A 19,504-nucleotide genomic window follows, 5' to 3' on the forward strand; every position below is an offset into this window, starting at 1 on the left:
TCTTCAAATGCTCTTTCTATAATTTATTTATAGTATACTAACTAATATATTTTTAATGTCAAATTCGCTATTCTGTCCAAATTGTGGAATGTTAAAAACTAATTGTACTTGTGGAAATTCAAGCAATAAAAAGTCTAAAGGCCCTACTAACCTGTTTAGCTTTAAAAAGCCAATTTCACATTCTATTTTAGATGATGAAATTCCTGAAGTCTATTCGATAGACAATCATAAGCTTGATGAGGGAACTGTTGCCTATTTAAAGGAGATATATCCTCACATTGATGAGGAGATAATAGAAAATTTCCCATTTACAGAACCTAGATTCGGTCAATTGGATATTATACAGAACATCAATGATGCAATCAGGCAGGGATACAAATATATTATTTTGGAAGCGGGTACAGGTACAGGTAAATCCGCTATTGCAACCACCCTAGCCAAGATGTATGAATCCGCATATATACTGACAATGACCAAACAGCTGCAGTCACAATACGCTAACGAGTTTGATTTTCCCCTGGTTAAGGGAAGAGGAAATTTTGCCTGTTTGAACAGTAATCTGGATGTAACCTGCGATATGGGAACATGTAAAACCACACCAACTTCCAGCAATTTCTTCTGTTCTTTTGGTGTTGCTAAAAATCCTACATTGGATGCTGAACTGGCATTTGAGGATTCATATGGTGGAACAGTCTTTTACCAGTCTGCCAATCATTGTCATTATTGGAATCAGAAGGCAAATGCAATCAACTCTCCAATCACATTAATGAATTATGATTATGCAATTTTGGAGCTGAATTATGTAAAACATTTTGCGCCACGTTCCCTATTGATATTGGACGAAGCCCATAACATTGAAAATAAGTTGATGGCCACAATGGAAGTTACTTTGTACAATAGGACTCTGGAGAAGGACATTAACAAAAGAATCTCTGATGAAACTTTAAAAAACGGCGAGCTTGAAGACTGGAAAATGGAAATTGATGCCATCAGAGACAGTTATGAAGATATTGACCTGAAGGATGTCACTAAAAACAAGGCCGATAGAATCAGATCAACAATTGCAAGACTCAAAACCCTAAGCAATAATTTGGAAAAGGAACCTAAAAATTGGGTCATTGATGCAGAAGAAGCAGGTGTTGTTTTCAAACCGTTAAGGGTTCATCATTATGCAAAAGATAATCTATTGAAATATGGGGATGTTGTTATTTTCATGAGCGCTACAATTCTTTCCCATAAGATGTTTTCAAAATGGCTTGGCCTAAATCCGAATGAAGTGTATCACATTAAGGTTGACAGTCCATTTACAAAAGAAAAAAGGCCTATTATTTTAAATTTGGCAGGCAAAATGTCAGCCAACAGAATTAAGCACACTGCTCCGAAAACCATTCCTATTCTTCAGGAAATTCTAAAAAAACATGAAAACGATAAAGGTTTGATACACACTCACAGCTATAAATGCCAACAGTACATTGTTAACAATTTATATAACTCAAGATTAATTTCCCATTCATCCAAAAACAGAGAACAAATTTTAAATTTCTTTGAAAAAGATGAAAATCCATTGGTTTTGGTTTCACCTTCAATGAGTGAGGGTGTTGACTTGCCTTATGATAAATGCAGATTCCAGATAATCTATAAGATGCCGTTTCCATATCTTGGGGATAAACAGGTTAACATGAGAATGAAAAGGGACAAGAAATGGTATGCCTATAAAACTGTAATGACTCTTATGCAGGCTTATGGTCGTGGTATGAGGGCAGAAGATGACTCCTGCTATACATATATCATTGACAGTGACATTAACATGCTGTTTAAAAGTCCAATGTATAGGTCTTTGATTCCGGACTTTTTTAAAGAAGCAGTCGTTAGAGTGAAAAATTAAACGGACCTGGAGGGATTTGAACCCCCGATCTCAGGATCCGAAGTCCTGCGTCATTCCTGACTAGACCACAGGCCCAAAATAATAAAATTAAATGAGATTATTTTTTATTTTCACTATCGATAGAACTCATAGGCATTTCATCAATTTCATCAACTTCAGCAAAAATATCATCGATAGATTCATTTTCACGAACTGCCTGTTGATATTCGAGTTCTTCAATTTCTTCAGCAGTCAAACCTTTTCTATCATCGGGTTTTTCACGTGCAGGCGGAATGTTATCCAATTCCTCTTGTGTTGGTGATGTTTGTTTGTTGGTTGAGACGGATTTTTTGAATTTATATTTCAAATCTTTAATATTAAATTCACCTATTTTGTAAGATTCCTTATCCAATGGGATATTACTTTTAGGAACAGTTTTTTCCTCTTCAAGTTCTTTTTTTGTATTGGATTTGATTGTTTCTCCATTTTCAATTGAATTTATACTTGAAGTTACACTCTCAAATGGATTCTTAAATCCGATAATTCTGTAAATTCCATAGATTAAGAATAATAATCCGAATATTAAAAATATGACTGATATAAAGTTGCTTTCACCAGAAACAACATTATCGATTACTCTATCACTACGTGAAGTGAAAACAATTGCTGAAATAACAAGTAATGCTAATCCTAACAATGTACTGACAACAGCTAAAATAGGGGTTCTTCCAATTTTAGCATTCATTACTCTATCGAATCCATCGCTCATGTTTGATGAATAATCTTCGTAAGCTTCATCATTTTCATTTGATTCGTCTGAGTTTATTTCTTTTTCTTTTGGGGTCTTGATTAAAAAATCATCATTAATATTGTTTTTTTCTAAATTAATAGCGGGTTCTTTTTCATCACCTGGGCGGTAAATGAATTCATCATCAATTTCTAAATCATCGTAATCAAGTTGATCTTCATTGAGATAGTTGATTAGTTCAATATCCTCTTCAAATTCTCCACTATCTTCAGGGACATTGGCATCAGTCACGTTGTCAATCATGTCTTTGAGATTAGAAATTCTACGCTCTTTTTTAGAATCTTTCATATTAATCCTCTTTAATCGTATGCTCTCCAAGTATGTTTACATTTGGTACATTTAAATATTCTTGTAGGCGCTTCATCAGCACTACGGGTCTGAAGTAATGTGTATGTAGCTTTATCATGTCCGCATTCAGGACAAGTTTCGTTTACAGTAGGAGCAACATCTACATCTTCTCCAAGCATTTTAACGTTTTCTTCAGTTTCTACTTTCTTAGAAACTTCGTATCCATCATTATCTGATAAATCTTGTTTATATCCACAATTACATTCTAATTTACCATTTTTTGGAAGTAACATAGCTCCACATTCAGGACAAAATTCCATTTAACTCTCCTCTGTTTAATCACTCATTAATAATTTATATATTAAATAAATCTTTTCTTTAAATTATTTAAATATATATCATTATAAATTCTTTTTTGCAATTTTTAAGCAATCCTTAATTATTTTTTTGTGGTCAAAAGCAATTTTTATTTCATCTATTTTTTCGGCTGAAAATATTGCAATGTCACATGCATCGTCTTCAGCTTTTCTATCGTTGAAATTACCTTTGGCTATGTATGCTACTGTAATTGTGTGTCCTCTTGGGTCTCTGTCAGGTTCTGAATAAACATTGACTAAATCTATAAGTTCAACGTCAATGCTTGTTTCTTCTTTTGCTTCTCGTATTGCTGCAGTTTCTACGGTTTCTCCATACTCTACAAATCCTCCAGGTAATGCCCAACAATCTTTGAAAGGGTCATTTCTTCTTTTTATTAAAATGAAGTTAAAGTCATCATCAAAAATAAATATGTCGGCTGTCAGTGAAGGAATTTTGTAATCTGCCATTAAATCACATTAAAAATAATATTGAAGCTATAAAGCTTCATCAATAAGTTTTTTAAAATCAGCACTTTCTTTTTGGAGTTCTTCTGCTGCTTTTTTCAATACTATTCTAGGTCTTTTTCCTCTTTTGGTTTTGATAGTCATTTCAGGTTTTCCAGTAAGAGGGTGATCAATATTGTAAACAGCATATTCCACATCAGGATCCTGCATCAGGATATGTCTTAATGCATTGCAAACTCCGTGGCTTTCATCCTTTACAATAAATGTTAATTCTAAAGTTTTATCCTCAATAATTTCAATATTTTCCATTTTATCAACCTTAATTAATCATTAACGTAGTTTTTAGAAACTTTACGTTTTTCTTTTTTGTTACAAGTATTACATTGAAGCTCATTATCTTTTGAGGTTGTGTGCATAAAGTCTCTACAACGGGTACACATTGCTTTTAATACGCCACAATCGTCATCTACTGTTCCCAAGTCAACGTTATCTCCAGTAATTTTAACTACTTTCGCTTGAATGATGTCTCCTATTCTAAAGGCATCTGATAACTTTTCGAGATAATCCTTTTTTGCTTGAGATATGTGGATTGCACCCATATACGGCAGTGCCAATGGTCTTGCATTGTCTTTGATACAGTCAATTTTTACATTGGCCCTTTGAGGTTTTATGTCAGTTATCTGACCGTATACAATGTCACCAATTTTTAAGAGTGCCGGTTTAGCAGTACCCTCAACAGAAATAACCTTCATTTTTTGATTAATTTTAACATTACCAAGTACAGATGATTTAATATCTCCGTTGTCATCATATGTACCGTCTCCTGGAAGGTATTGTTCAATTATTCCCAGTTTGTCTCCAGGCATTACTATTTTTTCTTCTTTCTTTTCCATATTAAAATCACCAAAATAAAGATTTATAAAAATTTCTTTAATATAATAATTTTATTTATATTAATATTTAAAGCTATTTGTAACGTTCATGGAATAAAATTTCATCCAACTGATAATTTTCCCATTCCCTTTTGTCCAATACAATTTCCAATTCCTGTGGTGTCAAAAGTGGTTTTTTGTACATTTGCGAATCGTCAATGGCTATTCTAGGACAAGCGCTCACGACAAACGCTTCAAGTTCCATGTATGGTAATAATATGTCGGGATTGATGTTGTCGGCTAGAATGATATAGGCTTCCATTTCATGTTCTTCAAGTATTTTTTTAAGCTCTTTTGCCAAAATCATCCGGTATTGGCCTTCCTTTGAAGAGACTATGATTCCCCATTTTCGGGCGGATCTTGCCTTTGTTATTCTTGCAAATCTTATTCTTAAAATTCTGTCTGCATACTCGTCCATGCTTCTGATTTCTGAGTTGTACGGATCCAGCGCCAAAACAGGTGCGCTTGAGAACAGTTTTATTCCCAGAGGGTGGAAATTTCCACTTCCTATAAACAGGATTACATCAACGTCCAGCTCCTTTATCGATGAGAAATTGCAGCCCAGGACCTGTCCCTTTCGGGTTGACGCTGAAGAGCCTAAAATAACCTCTTTACCATTATCCTCAAGAAAATCTTTGGTTTCAGCTAAAAGATGCAGGTGTTGGGTTGTGGTAACGAGACCTATTCTTGAATAGCCTTTAAGTTCTTCCAAGCATTTTTCAAGGTCCTTTTTAAGGTCAATATTTGAAAAGGCTTCAATAAATAGTGTAGGCACTTCATATTTAAGGGGCAAGGGGGTGTGTCCGTAGTGAACAATTAGATCTACTGACCCTTTCATTTTCCAGTCGCTAACGTCACAGGCTCCAAAGCATGGATCTCCTGATATTATTACTGTTGCGTCAGTTTCGCTTTCAATTTGCCTAGCTATTTTTACAGCTTGCATTTTAAGGCCTTCAGGGAACTGAAGTCCAACGGTTTTGGCATCCTTTGAGTTTATTTTGCGGATTACCTTATCCAAACCCATATCATACATTGACATTTTAATCTTCAATTGTACTTTCAATTACAACTTTTCCATCAATAACATCTAATTTTACAATGGATAATACATCTACTCCAGTTTCCTCTTTAACGATTTTTTTTCCGTCACCTTTGTCAATGATGGCCACTACGGATTTCAAATCTAGTTTCATATCCTTCAATGTATTGATTAATGCTATTAATGTTCCGCCGGTACTTACAACGTCATCAATAAGTAAGATTCTTTCGCCTTCATGCAAATCGTTGACAAAAAGGTTTGATGAGCCGTAACCTGTTTTCTGATATACTTCCTTTTCTCCTGGCAGGCCGTATTGTCTTTTACGGATTACAACAAAAGGGATATCGGTTGCAAGGGATAATGCGGTTGCAAGATGTATTCCCATAGCTTCAACAGCAACAATTTTATCAATTTCCAAATCTGCATACTTATAAACGGACAGTGCCAATTCTCTAAGTATTTTAGCATCTATTGCCGGAACACCATCACTAATTGGATTTACAAAGTAGTCGTAGTCACCTTTTTTAACTATTGGTGATTCTTCTAAAGATTTCTTTACTTCCTCTAACATGGTCTCACACAAAAATTTAAAACTTAGTTAAATATAAATATATTTTAATATAATTATATAATTTTTCTAAATCAATTATTATTGTGATTATTATGCTTGGAAATTTAGGAGAAAATCTTACTAATACTATGAAAAAATTAGTAGGAATGTCTGTAATTGATAAAAAAACCATAAAAGAAGTTGTAAAAGATATACAACGTGCATTAATTCAATCAGACGTTAATATTAAGTTAGTATTAGAATTATCAAAAAAAATAGAATCTAGAGCTCTTGAAGAGGAACCTCCAAAGGGTATCACTCCAAGGGAACACATCATAACAATTATCTATGAAGAAATGGTAAATCTGCTTGGCAGTGAAGCCGCTGGTTTGGAAATAAATGATAGACCTTATAAAATTTTATTCCTGGGTCTTCAGGGTAGTGGTAAAACAACCACCATCGGTAAATTATGCAGATATCTTCAGAAAAAAGGTTTCAATCCGGCAGTTGTCTGTACAGACACATGGAGGCCTGCCGCTTATGAACAGTTAAGGCAGCTAACCGAAGAGATGGACGTTCCTTTATATGGGGATCCAAACAATAAGGATGCACTTGATTTGGCCCAGAAAGGTTTGGAGGAATTTAAAAACAGAAAAGTCATTATCTTCGATACAGCAGGTAGGCACAAGGAAGAGGCCGATTTGATTGCTGAGATGGATGAACTGGACAATATCATCAATCCGAATGAAGCCATTCTTGTCATTGACGGTACAATCGGTCAGCAAGCAGGTGAACAGGCAAGGGCATTTTCACAGGCTACAGATATCGGTTCAATCATAATTACAAAACTTGACGGTTCAGCTAAAGGTGGGGGAGCACTGTCCGCTGTTGCAGAAACAGGCGCACCAATCAAATTCATCGGTACAGGTGAAAGAATAGACGACTTTGAACTGTTCGACCCTGAAAGATTTATTTCAAGATTGCTTGGAATGGGGGACATCAAATCCCTTATTGAAAAGGCTGAGGAAAACATCGATGAGGACATTGCAGAAAAAACCATGAACAACATGCTGACTGGTAAATTCACATTGATGGACATGAAAAACCAGTTTGAAATGATGAACAAGATGGGTCCAATGCAACAGGTTCTAAACATGATTCCAGGTATGGGAAACAAGATTTCAAAAGAAGCATCCAAAATGACAGAGGATAAGATTGATACATATAAAATCATGATGTCCTCAATGACTGAAGAGGAAATGCTCAATCCTAAAATCATCAAACAGTCCCGTATAAGAAGAATTGCCCGTGGATCCGGAGTCCAAGAAAGTGAAGTGAAAGAACTTCTCAAATATTACAACAACACCAAAAAGACAATGAAAGGCATTGGAAAACGTGGAGGCCGTTTGGGCGGCGGTGCAATGAACCGTATGATGGGCCAATTTATGAATAGATAACATGTTTGAATTAGCTCAAAAGATTTTGGATGAAACAGACGGAAAAATCTGCAAAAATTGTCTGGGACGCAAACTGTCAAAAACGATTGAAGGTTCCAACAACATAGAAAGGGCAGATAAAGTCTGCAGCGAACTTGAAATTAATCTGGATGATGTGGATTGTTCAATCTGCGATAACCTGTTTGACAAGCTCGATGATGAGTTATATGAAAAGATAGATGATAAAATAAATCATCTGGGCATTGAGTTCGACACATTTCTGGTGGGTTCAAAAATACCAAAGGATATCCAACAGAAAGATGAGGAACTGTCCGAAAAATTCGACCTGACTGTTGAAACCATTAAAAAGGAAGTAAACAGATTAATCGGTCTTGGAATTTGGGAAAGATATGATAAGGAAGCGGAATTTGAAGCCCAGGACATTGTCTTTAACATTGATTTGACAGGCGAGCCTAAAGTCAGAATTCAAATCAATCCGTTATACATCGAAGGAAAATACAATAAGTTAAAAAGAGGTATTCCTCAAACAAAATGGCCATGCACCAAATGCAAGGGAAGAGGCTGTGAGGAATGCAATGGAACAGGAAAACAATATCCCGAATCAGTTGAAGAATTAATTTCCGAGCATTTTTTAAAGCTGACCAAGGGAAAAGAAGCCAAGTTCCATGGTGCCGGTCGTGAAGACATTGATGTGCTGATGCTGGGTTCCGGCAGACCGTTCGTTCTTGAAATAAAGGAACCAAAAATCAGAAAATTGGATTTAAAAGAATTGGAAGAAAAAATTAATGAAATTAATGAGGGAAAAACCTCTTATCATAATTTACATGTTTGCGAGAGAAAAAGAAAGGCTGAAATCAAGCAGTCCTCTCCGGACACATATAAAGTTTACAGAGCTCTTGTCAAGTGTGATGGTGCATTCGACAAGGATAAATTGGAAAAACTAACAGAATTGGATGAAATTCACCAGCAGACTCCTTTAAGAGTTCTTAGAAGGCGTGCAGACAAGGTGCGCATTAAGCATGTTCTGGACTTGTCTTATGAGGTGATAGACGATACTACATTCAGCATGACGATTAAAACTGAAGGTGGATTATACATTAAAGAACTGATTTCAGGCGATGAGGGAAGAAGTCATCCCAATGTTGGTGAAATCTTAGGCGTTAATGCAATTTGTGAACAATTAGACGTAATTGAAGTAAGTGAGAAGTAGATATTTATGGCAGAAGAATTTACACATTTAACTGACAGTGGAGTGCACATGGTTGAAGTTGGGGGAAAACCTGATCAAAAAAGAAGGGCGATAGCCAGCGGCAGCATATTTTTGGATAAGCATACAGTCGATTTGATTCAGAATGAAGAAATCAAAAAAGGTAATGTATTAACAACCGCCCAAATTGCAGGAATTCAGGCCGTTAAAAACACTTCTTCAATAATTCCGCTTTGCCATCCTTTGGCTTTAACAGGAATAGAACTTGATTTCGAAGTTAAGGAAAATGAAATTATAGCAAGATGCGCAGTAAATACATTGGGTAAAACTGGTGTTGAAATGGAAGCCATTACCGGCGTCAGTGTTGCTTTGCTAACTGTATGGGACATGGTAAAAGCTGTTGAAAAAGATGAGGACGGACAATACCCAGATACAAGAATCAGTGATATTAAAGTAATTAAAAAAGAAAAAATTTAAAGTTTATATATAATGAAGAAAATAATTATATTCAGTTATTTTTATTAATTAATTTTATAGGAGATTACTATGGCGAAAAAAGATAATAAGATTTCTATGCCTCAAACTGGTGCAGGTTTAGTAAGATACTTTGATGAAGAAAGTTTAGGTCCAAAACTTTCACCTGAGCATGTTATTGTAGCTACTATAATTTTAGCTATATTTTGTTTTGTTTTAAGATATTCAGCTTAAAAATATTGTTTTTTAAAAAACAATACTCTTTTTTTTTATTTAAATGATACTATGTTAACTAAAAGAATTATTCCTTGTCTGGATTGTGATTTGCAGGTTCCTGAAGGACGTGTTGTTAAAGGTGTTGAATTTAAGGAAATTAAATATGCAGGAAATCCTGTGGATTTGGCTACACGCTATTATGAAGAAGGAGCCGATGAGGTTGTCGTATTGGACATCACTGCATCACATGAACGCCGTGCAACAATGGCTGATGTTATTGACAGACTAACGGAAAACGTATTCATGCCGATTTGTGTAGGTGGAGGAATAAGAAAGGTTGATGATTACATTAAAATGCTTAAGGCAGGTGCCGACAAATGTTCAACAAACACTGCGGCAATCAAAAATCCCGAACTTTTGACAGAAGCTTCTAAGGTGGTTGGATCACAAGCGGTTGTAATCGGAATTGATGCAAAAAGAAGATATGTTTCACATCCTGACGATGCACCTGATAAGACTGTCATTGAAACTGATAAGGGTTACTGCTGGTTTGATACAAGCATTTACGGCGGACGTGAGTTTACAGGTATTGATGCGATTGCATGGGCAGTTGAATGTCAGGAACGCGGTGCCGGTGAAATATTATTGACCAGTATGGATGGAGACGGAACTCAGGCAGGATATGATATTGAGTTAAATAAAACCATCAACGATGCAGTCGACATTCCGGTAATAGCAAGTGGCGGTGTCGGAGAGCCAAAACACATTTTGGAAGTGTTTGAAAAAACTGACGTAAGTGCGGCTCTTGCAGCAAGCATATTCCATTTCAATCAATATTCAATAGGCACTGTTAAAGAGTATCTAAAAGAAAATAATGTAGCTGTTCGCTTATGATTATCAAATCTCCAATTGATTTAGAATTGACACAACTGTCAGGTCAGACTTCACAGCCTCCATGGAAGGAATCTGACGGATGTTACAGTAACGTTGTTTTAGTCAATGGAGATCCTGTTATTTTTAATGTTAAACAGTCTGGAGATTTTTTGGATTTTAATTTTAATGGTGAAATTTCGCAAAATGAAGCCATCTCCAGATTGAATTATATTTTTGATTTGGATTTTGACTTAAGTAAATTCTATAAATATTTGGACAATCAGGCAGAATTGTCCGAGATGTCAAAGTTCTGCAACGGATTGAGATTGTTTTTGGCTCCTGATCCTTTTGAGTGTGTTATATCATCAATCTGTTCCGCCAACAATTCCATAAAAAGATGGACAAAATCAATTTCCGATATTAAGGAAAATTGGGGAAATCATTATGGAATTTACCATACATTTCCTAAAAGCTGTGACCTTGCAAAAATATACTTGGATGAAGAGGACGAATTTAATTCATCAGATATTCAAGATATTTGCAACTGCAATAATAATCTCAAAAGTTGTGGTGTAGGATATAGAGCACCATACATGAGAAAGGCATCTGAGCTGTTTACACTTGAAATAGGCCTTCAGGAAATTTTTTCCATGTCATATGATGAAGCATTTGAAACAATACTCGAAGTTCCTGGTGTTGGTCCTAAAGTGGCAGATTGCATATTGCTTTACGGATTTAACTTCAGGGAAGCTTTTCCTTCAGATGTTTGGATAAAACGCATTGTATCTCACTTATATTTTGAGGGAAAGGATATCAGTGTAGCTAAAGTGCGTGAATTCGGAATGGAGGAATTCGGTGAAAATGCAGGTTATGTTCAATTGTACATGTTCCATTATGCCAGAAAATCCGGTTTAATGAATAGATTGAAGAAATAGTATTTTAAGTTAAAGATATGCAATTTAGTGATATGATGATTAATGTAGAGGTTATTAACAAAAAGAAATTAACAGAAAGTGAAGAGGAAGTGCTTCAACGATTTATGGAATTTCAAAAGGCAATGATAGAAAAGGATTTAGACATGCTCAATGAAATTTTAGATGATGACTATACATTAACACACATGTCCGGAAAAACACAAACAAAGCAGGAATACATCGATGAAATCATGGATGGAACGCTCAACTACTACAAATCAACAATCGACAATCCCCAAATTAGAATAATCGAAGAAGATAAGGCAATATTCAATGCCGACGTAACACTTGACGCAAAGGTATATGGGATGAAAGGAACTTGGACCCTTCATTCACAACAAACAATGGAAAAAATCAATGGCAGATGGTATATTAGCAGATGGGATAATTAATGGCCGAAATGTTGGCATATATTTTTGACAGCCATTAAGAATACTTTTAAGATGGAATAACATAAATCTATTAACATGAAAATAAGATATGCTACAGTCATTGTTAATGATATGGAAGAATCAGTTAAATTCTACACAGAGACTTTAGATTTTACAATTGATGAGGTTTTTGACGTTCCAGGAGGCAAAATCACTCTTTTAAATGGTGACGGATTTGCAGGATTTGAATTAATAGAGCACCCAAGCTATGATGTTGGAATTTATTCAATTGGAATGGATGTTGAAGATATTCATGAAGAAATCAAAAAACTTGAAGATAAGGGAGCTAATATTGCATTGAAGCCTATTGAAACACAAGTGGGTTATATGGCAAGAGTAATTGATCCCAATGGAATTAATATTGTTTTAGTCCAGCACAAAAAATAATAATCTTATATTGTATAAATGCAATATATTACATTTGATGGAAAACAAAAATTTAATTCTTTTTATTTGTGCGGTATTGTCATTTTTCGCAGTATTTGCAGTCAATTCAGTCATGGTTGTAATTCCAACGATTGCGGTTGAATTTCATATGAACAATATTGTTCAAAACTGGGCAATAATTATCTTTTTATTGGTTGTAGCCGTACTGTCTGTACCTGCAGGCCAGATTTCCGGCAAATATGGTCTTAAAAAGGTTACAATCATAAGTGTCGTATTGTTTATTCTAATTTCAATTGCCAATGTCCTGGTCACATCATCTGAGCAATTTTTACTTTGCCGTTTGGTATTGGGAATTTCCCTATCGTTTTTCAATGTCACTTCCATGGCAATGGTGGTATCTGCATTTGCCCCGGAAGAGAGAGGCAAGGCATTGGGAATAACCATTACAGGAGTTTATATTGCATTATCCCTGGCACCTGTTCTTGGAGGAGTTTTAAATTACCAGTTTGGATGGAGGTCAGTAGTCCTGTTTGGAGTTCCGTTTTTACTTGTTATACTGGCATTGCTTTTAACCAAAGTCGATGAGGAATGGATTACCTTTGGCGACATTCCGCTTGATGTAAAAGGATCCATCGCCTATGGAATAGGAATGGTACTGTTCATATATGGCTTTACAATACTCAACACTTCTTTAGGTGTAATATTGACTGTTTTGGGTATTATTGTCCTGATTATATTTGGATTAATAGAATTAAGAGAGGTTCATCCGGTATTTGATATAAGATTCTTTAAAAATCGCAGATTCCTGTCAGCTAATTTCGCATCATTATGCGCATATCTGGCTACTTTTGCAGTCACCACAATCCTGAATTATCATTTGCAATATATTAAAGGCATGGATTCACAGACTGCAGGCATAATTTTACTTGCAGCCCCATTATGTCAGGTTGTTCTTGCTCCAATCGCCGGAAGATTGTCCGATAAGTATGTTCCTCAGGTGCTGGCAGCTATTGGAATGGGTCTTGGAACTGTTTCCCTGGTGCTGTTCTCATTTTTAAACGAAGGAACTTCCATTGGATTTTTAATAGTGTCCATGATTATTTACGGTGTTGGATTCGGATTGTTTTCACCGCCGAATACAAATGTTATAATGAGCTCCGTTCCGCCAAAGGACACATCGGTAGCTTCAGCTTCCGTTGCAACAATGCGTACGGTTGGTCAGGCGATGAGTTTGGGAATATTGACATTGGTATTTGCATTTGTGATGGGTAATGTGCCGATTGTTGAGCAGTATTATCCTCTATTGATAAGCAGCTGCCAAATAACATGCATTATCTGTGTGCTGTTATGCATAGCATCTGTATTTGCTTCACTTGTAGGAATCAAATCAAATGAAAATCAAATTTAATCTCTTACATCAAATATTTTCCATTTTACTTTTTCATAATCCTTACAGGATGGTTGATTAAATAGTCAAGGAGTGCAAATATCTCCTCAGATATTTTTTTAGAATTTTTTGTTTGATTAGTTGTAAGTGAATTTTTCAAATTCAAAAGAGGCCATGCCTACCACAACTCCACACAAACTGATCCATTAATGTTTCTTGAAAATTTTGATTTATATAAGGGTTCTTTTTTGAATTTTGTCAATATTTCGTAGTCTTCATCAAAAATTGAGCCTTTAATGTAAATCATTATGAAATCCAAATCACTGAATTCTGGGTCTTCACAAAATTCAATAACCTTTTGATAATTTGGAAAGTAATTATCAAGTAATGGTGTAATTTCAATGATGTAGTCAAGAATTTCATCATTGTTTTTAATAAAATTCTTTATTTTATCATAATTTTCCAGCGTATAGTCTTTTGATAATTTATCAAAATTATCATCATAACTGGACATTGTAGTCACTTCAGTATATGTATTTTCGTGTGGTATTTGCATTTCAATTCTTTGAGAAAAATTTTGATGCATTCTTTAACTTCCATTCATTAATTAAAATTTAATATTAATTATGTTGGAGGTTTTATTTATAATTTAACTTCGTTATGAGGTCAATTTTACGAAGTAAAAGCAATTCAGTAGTTAAAATAAAAAATAAGGTTGAAAGATAATGATTATCTTTCTTCAATGGTCACTTTATTCATTTTGTCGCCTTGGCGTATAGCATCAACGACATCCTGGCCTTTGATAACTTGACCGAATACGGTGTGCACTCCGTCTAAGTGTGGTTGTGGAGAGTGAGTGATAAAGAACTGGCTTCCACCTGTGTCTTTACCTGCATGTGCCATTGATAATGCACCGGTACCGTGTTTGTGTGGATTTCCTTCAGTTTCACATTTGATGGTGTAACCTGGTCCTCCAGTTCCGTTTCCTATAGGGCATCCTCCTTGGATTACAAAGTTAGGAATAACTCTGTGGAAGGTTAGTCCGTCGTAAAATCCTTCATTAGCTAATTTTTCAAAGTTAGCTACAGTTCCAGGTGCTTCATTTGGGAATAATTCTAATTCGATATTTCCTTTATCAGTTTCGATTATTGCGACTTTCATCTTTTCACCTAATTTTTAAATAATACTAATACTATAAATATTAATGATTAAATAGTTTATGGAAATGATTATTATGAATACACAGGAATTAATTAAAATTGAAGATGATTATTTCATAAACACTTTCACCAGACAGCCAGTTGTACTTGACCATGGTGAAGGTGTTAAAGTAACAGACATCGACGGAAATGAATATTTGGATATGTTTGCAGGTATTGCAGTTAATGCCTTAGGCCACAACCACCCAGCATTAGTCAAAGCAATACAGGATCAAGCAGAAAAGCTAATTCACATTTCAAGTATTTACTATAATGAACCAGCATTAATCTATGCCAAAAAACTTGTCGACAAAACAAGCTTCGATAGAATTTTTTATGCAAACAGTGGTGCTGAAGCAAATGAGGGAGCTATCAAGCTAGCAGTTAAATACACAGGTAAAAGTGAAGTTATCTCCACTATCGATTCATTCCACGGAAGAACAATAATGACACTTGCGGCAACAGGTCATGATGAATATCATGAGCCTTTTAAATGCATTTTGCCAAAAGGTTTCATCAATGTTCCATACAATGATATCGATGCTATCAAAGAGGCTATTACAGAAAATACTGCTGCAATCATCGTTGAACCTGTTCAAGGTGAAGGTGGTGTCAATGTTCCGGATAATGATTATCTAAAACAAATTGAAGAGCTCTGTCATGAAAATAATATTGTTTTCATTGTTGATGAGGTTCAGACAGGCTTTGGAAGATGCGGAACCTTATTCGCTCATGAACTGTTCGATGTAAAACCTGACATAATGACAATGGCTAAGGGTATCGGCGGAGGAGTTCCAATGGGAGGAATCCTTGCAACCGAAAAAGTGGCCAGTGCATTTGTCCCTGGTGACCATGGAACTACTTTCGGTGGAGGTCCTTTAGTTTGTGCAGCTGCAAACGCAGTATTGGACACTATAGATGAAGAAAATATATTGGATAATGTCAATGAAGTTGGGGATTACTTTATCGAAGAGCTTAAAAAATTGGATAAGGAAATCATTGCTGATGTAAGAGGTAAAGGTTTAATGGTTGGTGTCGAACTGACCAAACCTGGAGCTGAATACGTCGACAAATTCAGAGAAGCAGGATTTTTAATAAACTGCACTGCTGGAAATGTCTTGAGATTCGTTCCACCACTTATAATTACAAAAGACGACATTGATGAATTTGTAAAAGCTGTAGATGAAATATTATAAGGTGATAAAATGGGTATCCATACGGAATATTCTTGTAATGAATGTGGATTTAAACTGGTAGATTCTTCAGATATTTTCTGGATTGACGATGAAAAGAAAATTCATGCGGATATGCAAACTGTGGATTCCTCTAAAAAATCTTCTGATGCATTGGCTTCTGGAGGAATTTTTAAATATTATTGCTATAACTGCGATAATTACATTTATAATTTTCATGTAACAAGAAAGTCAAGATTCATATCAAAAGAAGAGATTATCCAGCTTGTTGAAGGTTTGGATGACAATATAAAGATCATCGATTTTGACAACAGGTTCCAAAGCTGCATTCACTGTCGTCAGGACGTGCCCTTAAAATCCGAAAAGTCATTTGCTATTGATAACAAAGGTGAATTCTTCATTGAAGATTCACTGTATAATGATTTTGATAGCAAGCAGTTTGATTTTTCAGGCAAATACTATGGATATTACTGTAATGATTGTAAAAAACAAATCAATAAATTTGTTATTCTGGAAAACAATGCAAATTTAAATGATTCATTGATTAAGGAAATCCTTCATGATCATACCAATGATTTAACAGTTTACATTAATGATACCTTTTTAGTTTGCCCTAACTGTGATGACGAGCTTCAGGTTTTAGGCGAATCATCAACATGTCCAAAATGTAGAGTGGGATTATTGACTATAGAAAATCAAACTTTGTTTGATTAAATATCCCAATTTCTTTTTTTTAACACTTTATTTAGGGATGTTGAAATCTCTAAACTTTTTAATTTTTCAAGACTGGCCCACATCCACTCGGTGTGCTCGTCGCTAATTTTAATTTCGCCTGTAACATTGCATAGATACATCATAATCTGCACGGTTCTTTTGTGCTGGTAATCGTTTTGGATAGCTTCTGCAAAGTCACCAAGTTCCACATCCAGGTTGGTTTCCTCTTTGATTTCACGGACAAGCGCATCAGCAAAGAATTCTCCCGGCTCTACTTTACCTCCCGGCAATTCCCACATTTCAGGGTCAGTTCTGCTTTTTGGATGTCTTTTCACTATTAAAATTTCATTCTCATCATTTTTGATTATTCCGCGCACAGTTAATCCATATGGTTTTTTCATTTCAATCACTGTTTTTTTAGTTTATTTGTATTATTTAATAAATTTAATCGGCAAAATCTTTTCCTTCACTAGTTTTAAATAGATTAAAATAAATAAATAAATATATAATGTAACTTTTTAGGAGTTTTATTATGGATTTAAATATTAAAGTCAACGATAAAAACCACTTGGATATTGGTGGTGCAGATGCATGCGATATTGCAGAAGAATTTGGAACTCCAACCTATGTAATTGATGAAGCCAGGATAAGGGATAACTATAACAGATTTTATAGTGCATTTTCAAAATATTATCCTGATTTTAAAGTATTTTATGCATGTAAAGCAAATACCAACCTTGCAGTAATGAAAATTTTGGAGTCTGAAGGTTGTTGTATTGATGCAGTTTCACCTGGAGAAGTTCACATAGCTAAATTGATCGGATTTTCAGGTGACAGAATATTGTTTACAGGAAACAACATTACCAACGATGAGTTAAAATTTGTCCACGATGAAGGTGCAGTTTTAAACATCGATTCAGTCTCAGCACTTAAAAGATTAGCTAAAGTTGTTGACCCTGAAGGTTTGAAAATTTCATTCAGAGTCAACCCAATGGTAGGTGCAGGTCACCACGACCACTGTATTACCGGTGGAGTAATGAGTAAATTCGGTATAATGGATAATGAAGCCGTAGAAGTATACACATTGGCTAAAGAATTAGGATTCAACCCTGTTGGTATGCACTCCCACATCGGTTCAGGCATCCTTGATCCGGAACCGTTTAAATTGGCTGTCGAGTCCACAATGGATATTGCAGGTAAAGTGCATCAGGAAGCTGGAATTGACTTTGAATTTGTCGATTTCGGTGGAGGTGTAGGAATTCCATACACTCCGGAAGAAAATGTCGTGGATTTGGATAAATTTGCTGAAGTCAATATAGGCCTATTCAAAGAAAAATTAGAACAGTATGGTATGGGAAATCCAACAATGTATCTGGAACCTGGAAGATATCTGGTCGGAGATGCAAGTGTCCTTCTTGTAACTGTAAACAGCATAAAACAAAGTTACAGAAAATTCATAGGCGTAGATGGAGGATTCCACACACTTTTAAGGCCTGCAATGTATGAGTCATACCATCACATTGTTGATGCAAGCAAAATGGATGCTCCAATTACTCAGGAAGTGGACATTGCCGGTAACGTATGTGAATCCGGAGACTTATTTGCACGTGACAGACCAATGCCTGATGTAGAGGAAGGCGACGTGTTAGGTATCTTAAATGCTGGTGCATATGGATTTACAATGTCATCCAACTATAACTCAAGACCTTTAACCTCTGAAGTATTGGTAACCGATGGCAAATGTAATCTTGTACGTGAAAGACAAACCTTTGAAGATTTATATGCAAAACAACGCATTCCACCACACTTAAAATAAAGTTGATATTATGGTTGATTTAAAAGGATTAAAATTTTCAAAAATGCATGGGATAGGCAATGACTTTCCAATAATCGATGAAAGTAAAGGGGAAGTCATTCCTGAAGCGGACAAGCCAGAGGCATGCAGAATTTTATGCCACAGAAATTTTGGTGTTGGCGGTGACGGAGTATTGTTTGTAGAACCGTCTGAAGTAGCTGACATTGGATATAGAATGTTTAATCCGGACGGAAGCGAAGCTGAAATGTGCGGAAATGGTATAAGATGTTTCGGAGATTTTGTCTACAGAAAAGGCATTTTAAAACAGGAAAAAATGACTGTAGAAACAAGAGCCGGAATAAAAACCATTGAAATTACATTGGAAAATGATGAACCGGTCTTATTTAAGGTGGATATGGGTTTATCAACTTTTAAAACTCCTGAAATTCCAATGACTGCCGATGTTGATGAATTTTTGGATGGTGAATTGGAAGTTTTGGACACTACATTTAATGTGACTGCAATCAGTGTCGGAAACCCTCATGCAATAATCTTCGTTGATGATGTTGATGCTGTTGACATTAACAAGTACGGCCCTGCCATTGAAGCCCATGAAGTTTTCCCTGAAAAAATCAATGTACACTTTGTTGAGGTAATCTCTGAAAACGAAGGTAAAATGATCACCTGGGAAAGGGGCGCTGGCGTAACACTTGCATGTGGTACTGGAGCTACTTCCACAGCTATTTCCGGTTACAAGCTAGGCTTATTTGACAGTAAAATTTTACTTCACCTGCCTGGCGGCGACTTAAACTTTACAGTTTATGAAAAAGAAGATGCTCTTGGAGCCTTCATGGAAGGTCCTGCAGAGCTTGTTTTCGATGGGGAATTTTAATCC

Annotated in this window: 24 protein-coding genes and 1 tRNA gene; 14 read left to right on the forward strand and 11 right to left on the reverse strand. The window is 35.5% G+C overall.

Features of this window, described 5'->3' with window-relative positions; translation table 11 throughout:
- The first annotated feature begins 55 nt into the window (after positions 1 to 55).
- Positions 56 to 1,885 (forward strand): helicase C-terminal domain-containing protein, encoded by a 1,830-nt coding sequence (locus tag QZU83_RS04690; protein ID WP_295610079.1) that lies wholly within the window; start codon positions 56 to 58, stop codon positions 1,883 to 1,885.
- 1 nt (position 1,886) lies between these two features.
- Here QZU83_RS04690 and QZU83_RS04695 read toward each other — a convergent pair.
- From QZU83_RS04695 to hpt, 8 genes are all read right to left on the reverse strand, one after another.
- Positions 1,887 to 1,960: transfer RNA gene (locus tag QZU83_RS04695), tRNA-Arg, on the reverse strand.
- 22 nt (positions 1,961 to 1,982) lie between these two features.
- Complete coding sequence (locus QZU83_RS04700; protein ID WP_295610081.1) at positions 1,983 to 2,960, reverse strand: topoisomerase IV; 978 nt, start codon at positions 2,958 to 2,960, stop codon at positions 1,983 to 1,985.
- A gap of 11 nt (positions 2,961 to 2,971) precedes the next feature.
- On the reverse strand, positions 2,972 to 3,280 hold the full coding sequence (locus QZU83_RS04705; RefSeq protein WP_295610083.1) for a transcription factor S: 309 nt from the start codon (positions 3,278 to 3,280) through the stop codon (positions 2,972 to 2,974).
- Positions 3,281 to 3,361: 81 nt separating this feature from the next.
- Positions 3,362 to 3,784, reverse strand: coding sequence for an NUDIX hydrolase (locus tag QZU83_RS04710; RefSeq protein WP_295610085.1), 423 nt, complete (start codon positions 3,782 to 3,784; stop codon positions 3,362 to 3,364).
- 27 nt (positions 3,785 to 3,811) lie between these two features.
- Positions 3,812 to 4,090, reverse strand: coding sequence for a DNA-directed RNA polymerase subunit L (locus QZU83_RS04715; RefSeq protein ID WP_295610087.1), 279 nt, complete (start codon positions 4,088 to 4,090; stop codon positions 3,812 to 3,814).
- A 14-nt stretch (positions 4,091 to 4,104) separates the two neighbouring features.
- Positions 4,105 to 4,674, reverse strand: a complete 570-nt coding sequence (locus tag QZU83_RS04720; protein WP_295610088.1) for an exosome complex RNA-binding protein Csl4 — start codon at positions 4,672 to 4,674, stop codon at positions 4,105 to 4,107.
- A 73-nt stretch (positions 4,675 to 4,747) separates the two neighbouring features.
- Positions 4,748 to 5,752 (reverse strand): diphthamide biosynthesis enzyme Dph2, encoded by a 1,005-nt coding sequence (dph2, locus tag QZU83_RS04725; RefSeq protein WP_295610089.1) that lies wholly within the window; start codon positions 5,750 to 5,752, stop codon positions 4,748 to 4,750.
- A 1-nt stretch (position 5,753) separates the two neighbouring features.
- A complete protein-coding gene (hpt, locus tag QZU83_RS04730) occupies positions 5,754 to 6,323 on the reverse strand; it encodes a hypoxanthine/guanine phosphoribosyltransferase (protein WP_295610090.1) in 570 nt (189 codons plus the stop codon).
- 86 nt (positions 6,324 to 6,409) lie between these two features.
- Between hpt and QZU83_RS04735 the strand changes: the two genes are divergently transcribed.
- From QZU83_RS04735 to QZU83_RS04775, 9 genes are all read left to right on the forward strand, one after another.
- Positions 6,410 to 7,759: a signal recognition particle protein Srp54 gene (locus QZU83_RS04735; RefSeq protein WP_295610144.1), complete on the forward strand. Its 1,350-nt coding sequence runs from the start codon at positions 6,410 to 6,412 to the stop codon at positions 7,757 to 7,759.
- On the forward strand, positions 7,752 to 8,969 hold the full coding sequence (locus QZU83_RS04740; RefSeq protein ID WP_295610145.1) for a tRNA pseudouridine(54/55) synthase Pus10: 1,218 nt from the start codon (positions 7,752 to 7,754) through the stop codon (positions 8,967 to 8,969). The genes QZU83_RS04735 and QZU83_RS04740 overlap by 8 nt, the downstream gene beginning before the upstream one ends.
- A 6-nt stretch (positions 8,970 to 8,975) precedes the next feature.
- Positions 8,976 to 9,443: a cyclic pyranopterin monophosphate synthase MoaC gene (gene moaC / locus QZU83_RS04745; RefSeq protein ID WP_295610091.1), complete on the forward strand. Its 468-nt coding sequence runs from the start codon at positions 8,976 to 8,978 to the stop codon at positions 9,441 to 9,443.
- Between the two features lie 69 nt (positions 9,444 to 9,512).
- Positions 9,513 to 9,674, forward strand: coding sequence for a preprotein translocase subunit Sec61beta (locus QZU83_RS04750; RefSeq protein ID WP_295610092.1), 162 nt, complete (start codon positions 9,513 to 9,515; stop codon positions 9,672 to 9,674).
- Between the two features lie 51 nt (positions 9,675 to 9,725).
- Positions 9,726 to 10,550: an imidazole glycerol phosphate synthase subunit HisF gene (gene hisF / locus QZU83_RS04755; RefSeq protein ID WP_295610093.1), complete on the forward strand. Its 825-nt coding sequence runs from the start codon at positions 9,726 to 9,728 to the stop codon at positions 10,548 to 10,550.
- The gene (locus tag QZU83_RS04760; protein ID WP_295610094.1) at positions 10,547 to 11,464 is read left to right on the forward strand and encodes a DNA glycosylase; all 918 of its coding nucleotides are present in this window, start codon (positions 10,547 to 10,549) and stop codon (positions 11,462 to 11,464) included. Before hisF ends, QZU83_RS04760 begins: the two co-directional genes overlap by 4 nt.
- Before the next feature lie 35 nt (positions 11,465 to 11,499).
- Entirely contained in the window at positions 11,500 to 11,895 is a 396-nt protein-coding gene (locus tag QZU83_RS04765) for a nuclear transport factor 2 family protein (RefSeq protein WP_295610095.1), read from the forward strand.
- Between the two features lie 75 nt (positions 11,896 to 11,970).
- A complete protein-coding gene (locus QZU83_RS04770; protein ID WP_295610096.1) occupies positions 11,971 to 12,321 on the forward strand; it encodes a VOC family protein in 351 nt (116 codons plus the stop codon).
- Between the two features lie 37 nt (positions 12,322 to 12,358).
- Positions 12,359 to 13,729, forward strand: coding sequence for an MFS transporter (locus QZU83_RS04775; RefSeq protein WP_295610097.1), 1,371 nt, complete (start codon positions 12,359 to 12,361; stop codon positions 13,727 to 13,729).
- Positions 13,730 to 13,886: 157 nt separating this feature from the next.
- Here QZU83_RS04775 and QZU83_RS04780 read toward each other — a convergent pair whose 3' ends face one another.
- Both QZU83_RS04780 and QZU83_RS04785 read right to left on the reverse strand, forming a co-directional pair.
- The gene (locus tag QZU83_RS04780; protein ID WP_295610099.1) at positions 13,887 to 14,294 is read right to left on the reverse strand and encodes a hypothetical protein; all 408 of its coding nucleotides are present in this window, start codon (positions 14,292 to 14,294) and stop codon (positions 13,887 to 13,889) included.
- A gap of 143 nt (positions 14,295 to 14,437) precedes the next feature.
- Positions 14,438 to 14,869: a peptidylprolyl isomerase gene (locus QZU83_RS04785; protein WP_295610100.1), complete on the reverse strand. Its 432-nt coding sequence runs from the start codon at positions 14,867 to 14,869 to the stop codon at positions 14,438 to 14,440.
- Positions 14,870 to 14,942: 73 nt separating this feature from the next.
- On the opposite strand from QZU83_RS04785, the gene QZU83_RS04790 reads away from it, so the two are divergent.
- Positions 14,943 to 16,103, forward strand: coding sequence for an acetylornithine transaminase (locus QZU83_RS04790; RefSeq protein ID WP_295610102.1), 1,161 nt, complete (start codon positions 14,943 to 14,945; stop codon positions 16,101 to 16,103).
- Positions 16,104 to 16,112: 9 nt separating this feature from the next.
- The gene (locus QZU83_RS04795; protein ID WP_295610103.1) at positions 16,113 to 16,814 is read left to right on the forward strand and encodes a hypothetical protein; all 702 of its coding nucleotides are present in this window, start codon (positions 16,113 to 16,115) and stop codon (positions 16,812 to 16,814) included.
- Here QZU83_RS04795 and QZU83_RS04800 read toward each other — a convergent pair.
- The gene (locus tag QZU83_RS04800; protein WP_295610105.1) at positions 16,811 to 17,215 is read right to left on the reverse strand and encodes an NUDIX domain-containing protein; all 405 of its coding nucleotides are present in this window, start codon (positions 17,213 to 17,215) and stop codon (positions 16,811 to 16,813) included. The two genes, QZU83_RS04795 and QZU83_RS04800, sit on opposite strands and share 4 nt — an antisense overlap.
- 131 nt (positions 17,216 to 17,346) lie before the next feature.
- On the opposite strand from QZU83_RS04800, the gene lysA reads away from it, so the two are divergent.
- Positions 17,347 to 18,630, forward strand: coding sequence for a diaminopimelate decarboxylase (lysA, locus tag QZU83_RS04805; RefSeq protein ID WP_295610107.1), 1,284 nt, complete (start codon positions 17,347 to 17,349; stop codon positions 18,628 to 18,630).
- Positions 18,631 to 18,640: 10 nt separating this feature from the next.
- Complete coding sequence (gene dapF / locus QZU83_RS04810) at positions 18,641 to 19,501, forward strand: diaminopimelate epimerase (protein ID WP_295610109.1); 861 nt, start codon at positions 18,641 to 18,643, stop codon at positions 19,499 to 19,501.
- The last annotated feature ends 3 nt before the right edge of the window (positions 19,502 to 19,504 follow it).

Source organism: uncultured Methanobrevibacter sp., from assembly GCF_902771435.1.
In the GTDB taxonomy this organism is placed as follows: Archaea; Methanobacteriota; Methanobacteria; order Methanobacteriales; family Methanobacteriaceae; genus Methanocatella.

Coding starts and splice junctions, on each gene's coding strand:
- lysA (WP_295610107.1), top strand. CDS start 17,347: ATGGATTTAAATATTAAAGTCAACGATAAAAACCACTTGGATATTGGT.
- QZU83_RS04710 (WP_295610085.1), bottom strand. CDS start 3,784: ATGGCAGATTACAAAATTCCTTCACTGACAGCCGACATATTTATTTTT.
- QZU83_RS04795 (WP_295610103.1), top strand. CDS start 16,113: ATGGGTATCCATACGGAATATTCTTGTAATGAATGTGGATTTAAACTG.
- QZU83_RS04700 (WP_295610081.1), bottom strand. CDS start 2,960: ATGAAAGATTCTAAAAAAGAGCGTAGAATTTCTAATCTCAAAGACATG.
- QZU83_RS04800 (WP_295610105.1), bottom strand. CDS start 17,215: ATGAAAAAACCATATGGATTAACTGTGCGCGGAATAATCAAAAATGAT.
- QZU83_RS04775 (WP_295610097.1), top strand. CDS start 12,359: ATGGAAAACAAAAATTTAATTCTTTTTATTTGTGCGGTATTGTCATTT.
- hisF (WP_295610093.1), top strand. CDS start 9,726: ATGTTAACTAAAAGAATTATTCCTTGTCTGGATTGTGATTTGCAGGTT.
- QZU83_RS04720 (WP_295610088.1), bottom strand. CDS start 4,674: ATGGAAAAGAAAGAAGAAAAAATAGTAATGCCTGGAGACAAACTGGGA.
- QZU83_RS04750 (WP_295610092.1), top strand. CDS start 9,513: ATGGCGAAAAAAGATAATAAGATTTCTATGCCTCAAACTGGTGCAGGT.
- hpt (WP_295610090.1), bottom strand. CDS start 6,323: ATGTTAGAGGAAGTAAAGAAATCTTTAGAAGAATCACCAATAGTTAAA.
- QZU83_RS04705 (WP_295610083.1), bottom strand. CDS start 3,280: ATGGAATTTTGTCCTGAATGTGGAGCTATGTTACTTCCAAAAAATGGT.
- dph2 (WP_295610089.1), bottom strand. CDS start 5,752: ATGTCAATGTATGATATGGGTTTGGATAAGGTAATCCGCAAAATAAAC.
- QZU83_RS04780 (WP_295610099.1), bottom strand. CDS start 14,294: ATGCATCAAAATTTTTCTCAAAGAATTGAAATGCAAATACCACACGAA.
- QZU83_RS04785 (WP_295610100.1), bottom strand. CDS start 14,869: ATGAAAGTCGCAATAATCGAAACTGATAAAGGAAATATCGAATTAGAA.
- QZU83_RS04760 (WP_295610094.1), top strand. CDS start 10,547: ATGATTATCAAATCTCCAATTGATTTAGAATTGACACAACTGTCAGGT.
- QZU83_RS04765 (WP_295610095.1), top strand. CDS start 11,500: ATGATTAATGTAGAGGTTATTAACAAAAAGAAATTAACAGAAAGTGAA.
- QZU83_RS04690 (WP_295610079.1), top strand. CDS start 56: ATGTCAAATTCGCTATTCTGTCCAAATTGTGGAATGTTAAAAACTAAT.
- dapF (WP_295610109.1), top strand. CDS start 18,641: ATGGTTGATTTAAAAGGATTAAAATTTTCAAAAATGCATGGGATAGGC.
- QZU83_RS04790 (WP_295610102.1), top strand. CDS start 14,943: ATGAATACACAGGAATTAATTAAAATTGAAGATGATTATTTCATAAAC.
- moaC (WP_295610091.1), top strand. CDS start 8,976: ATGGCAGAAGAATTTACACATTTAACTGACAGTGGAGTGCACATGGTT.
- QZU83_RS04715 (WP_295610087.1), bottom strand. CDS start 4,090: ATGGAAAATATTGAAATTATTGAGGATAAAACTTTAGAATTAACATTT.
- QZU83_RS04770 (WP_295610096.1), top strand. CDS start 11,971: ATGAAAATAAGATATGCTACAGTCATTGTTAATGATATGGAAGAATCA.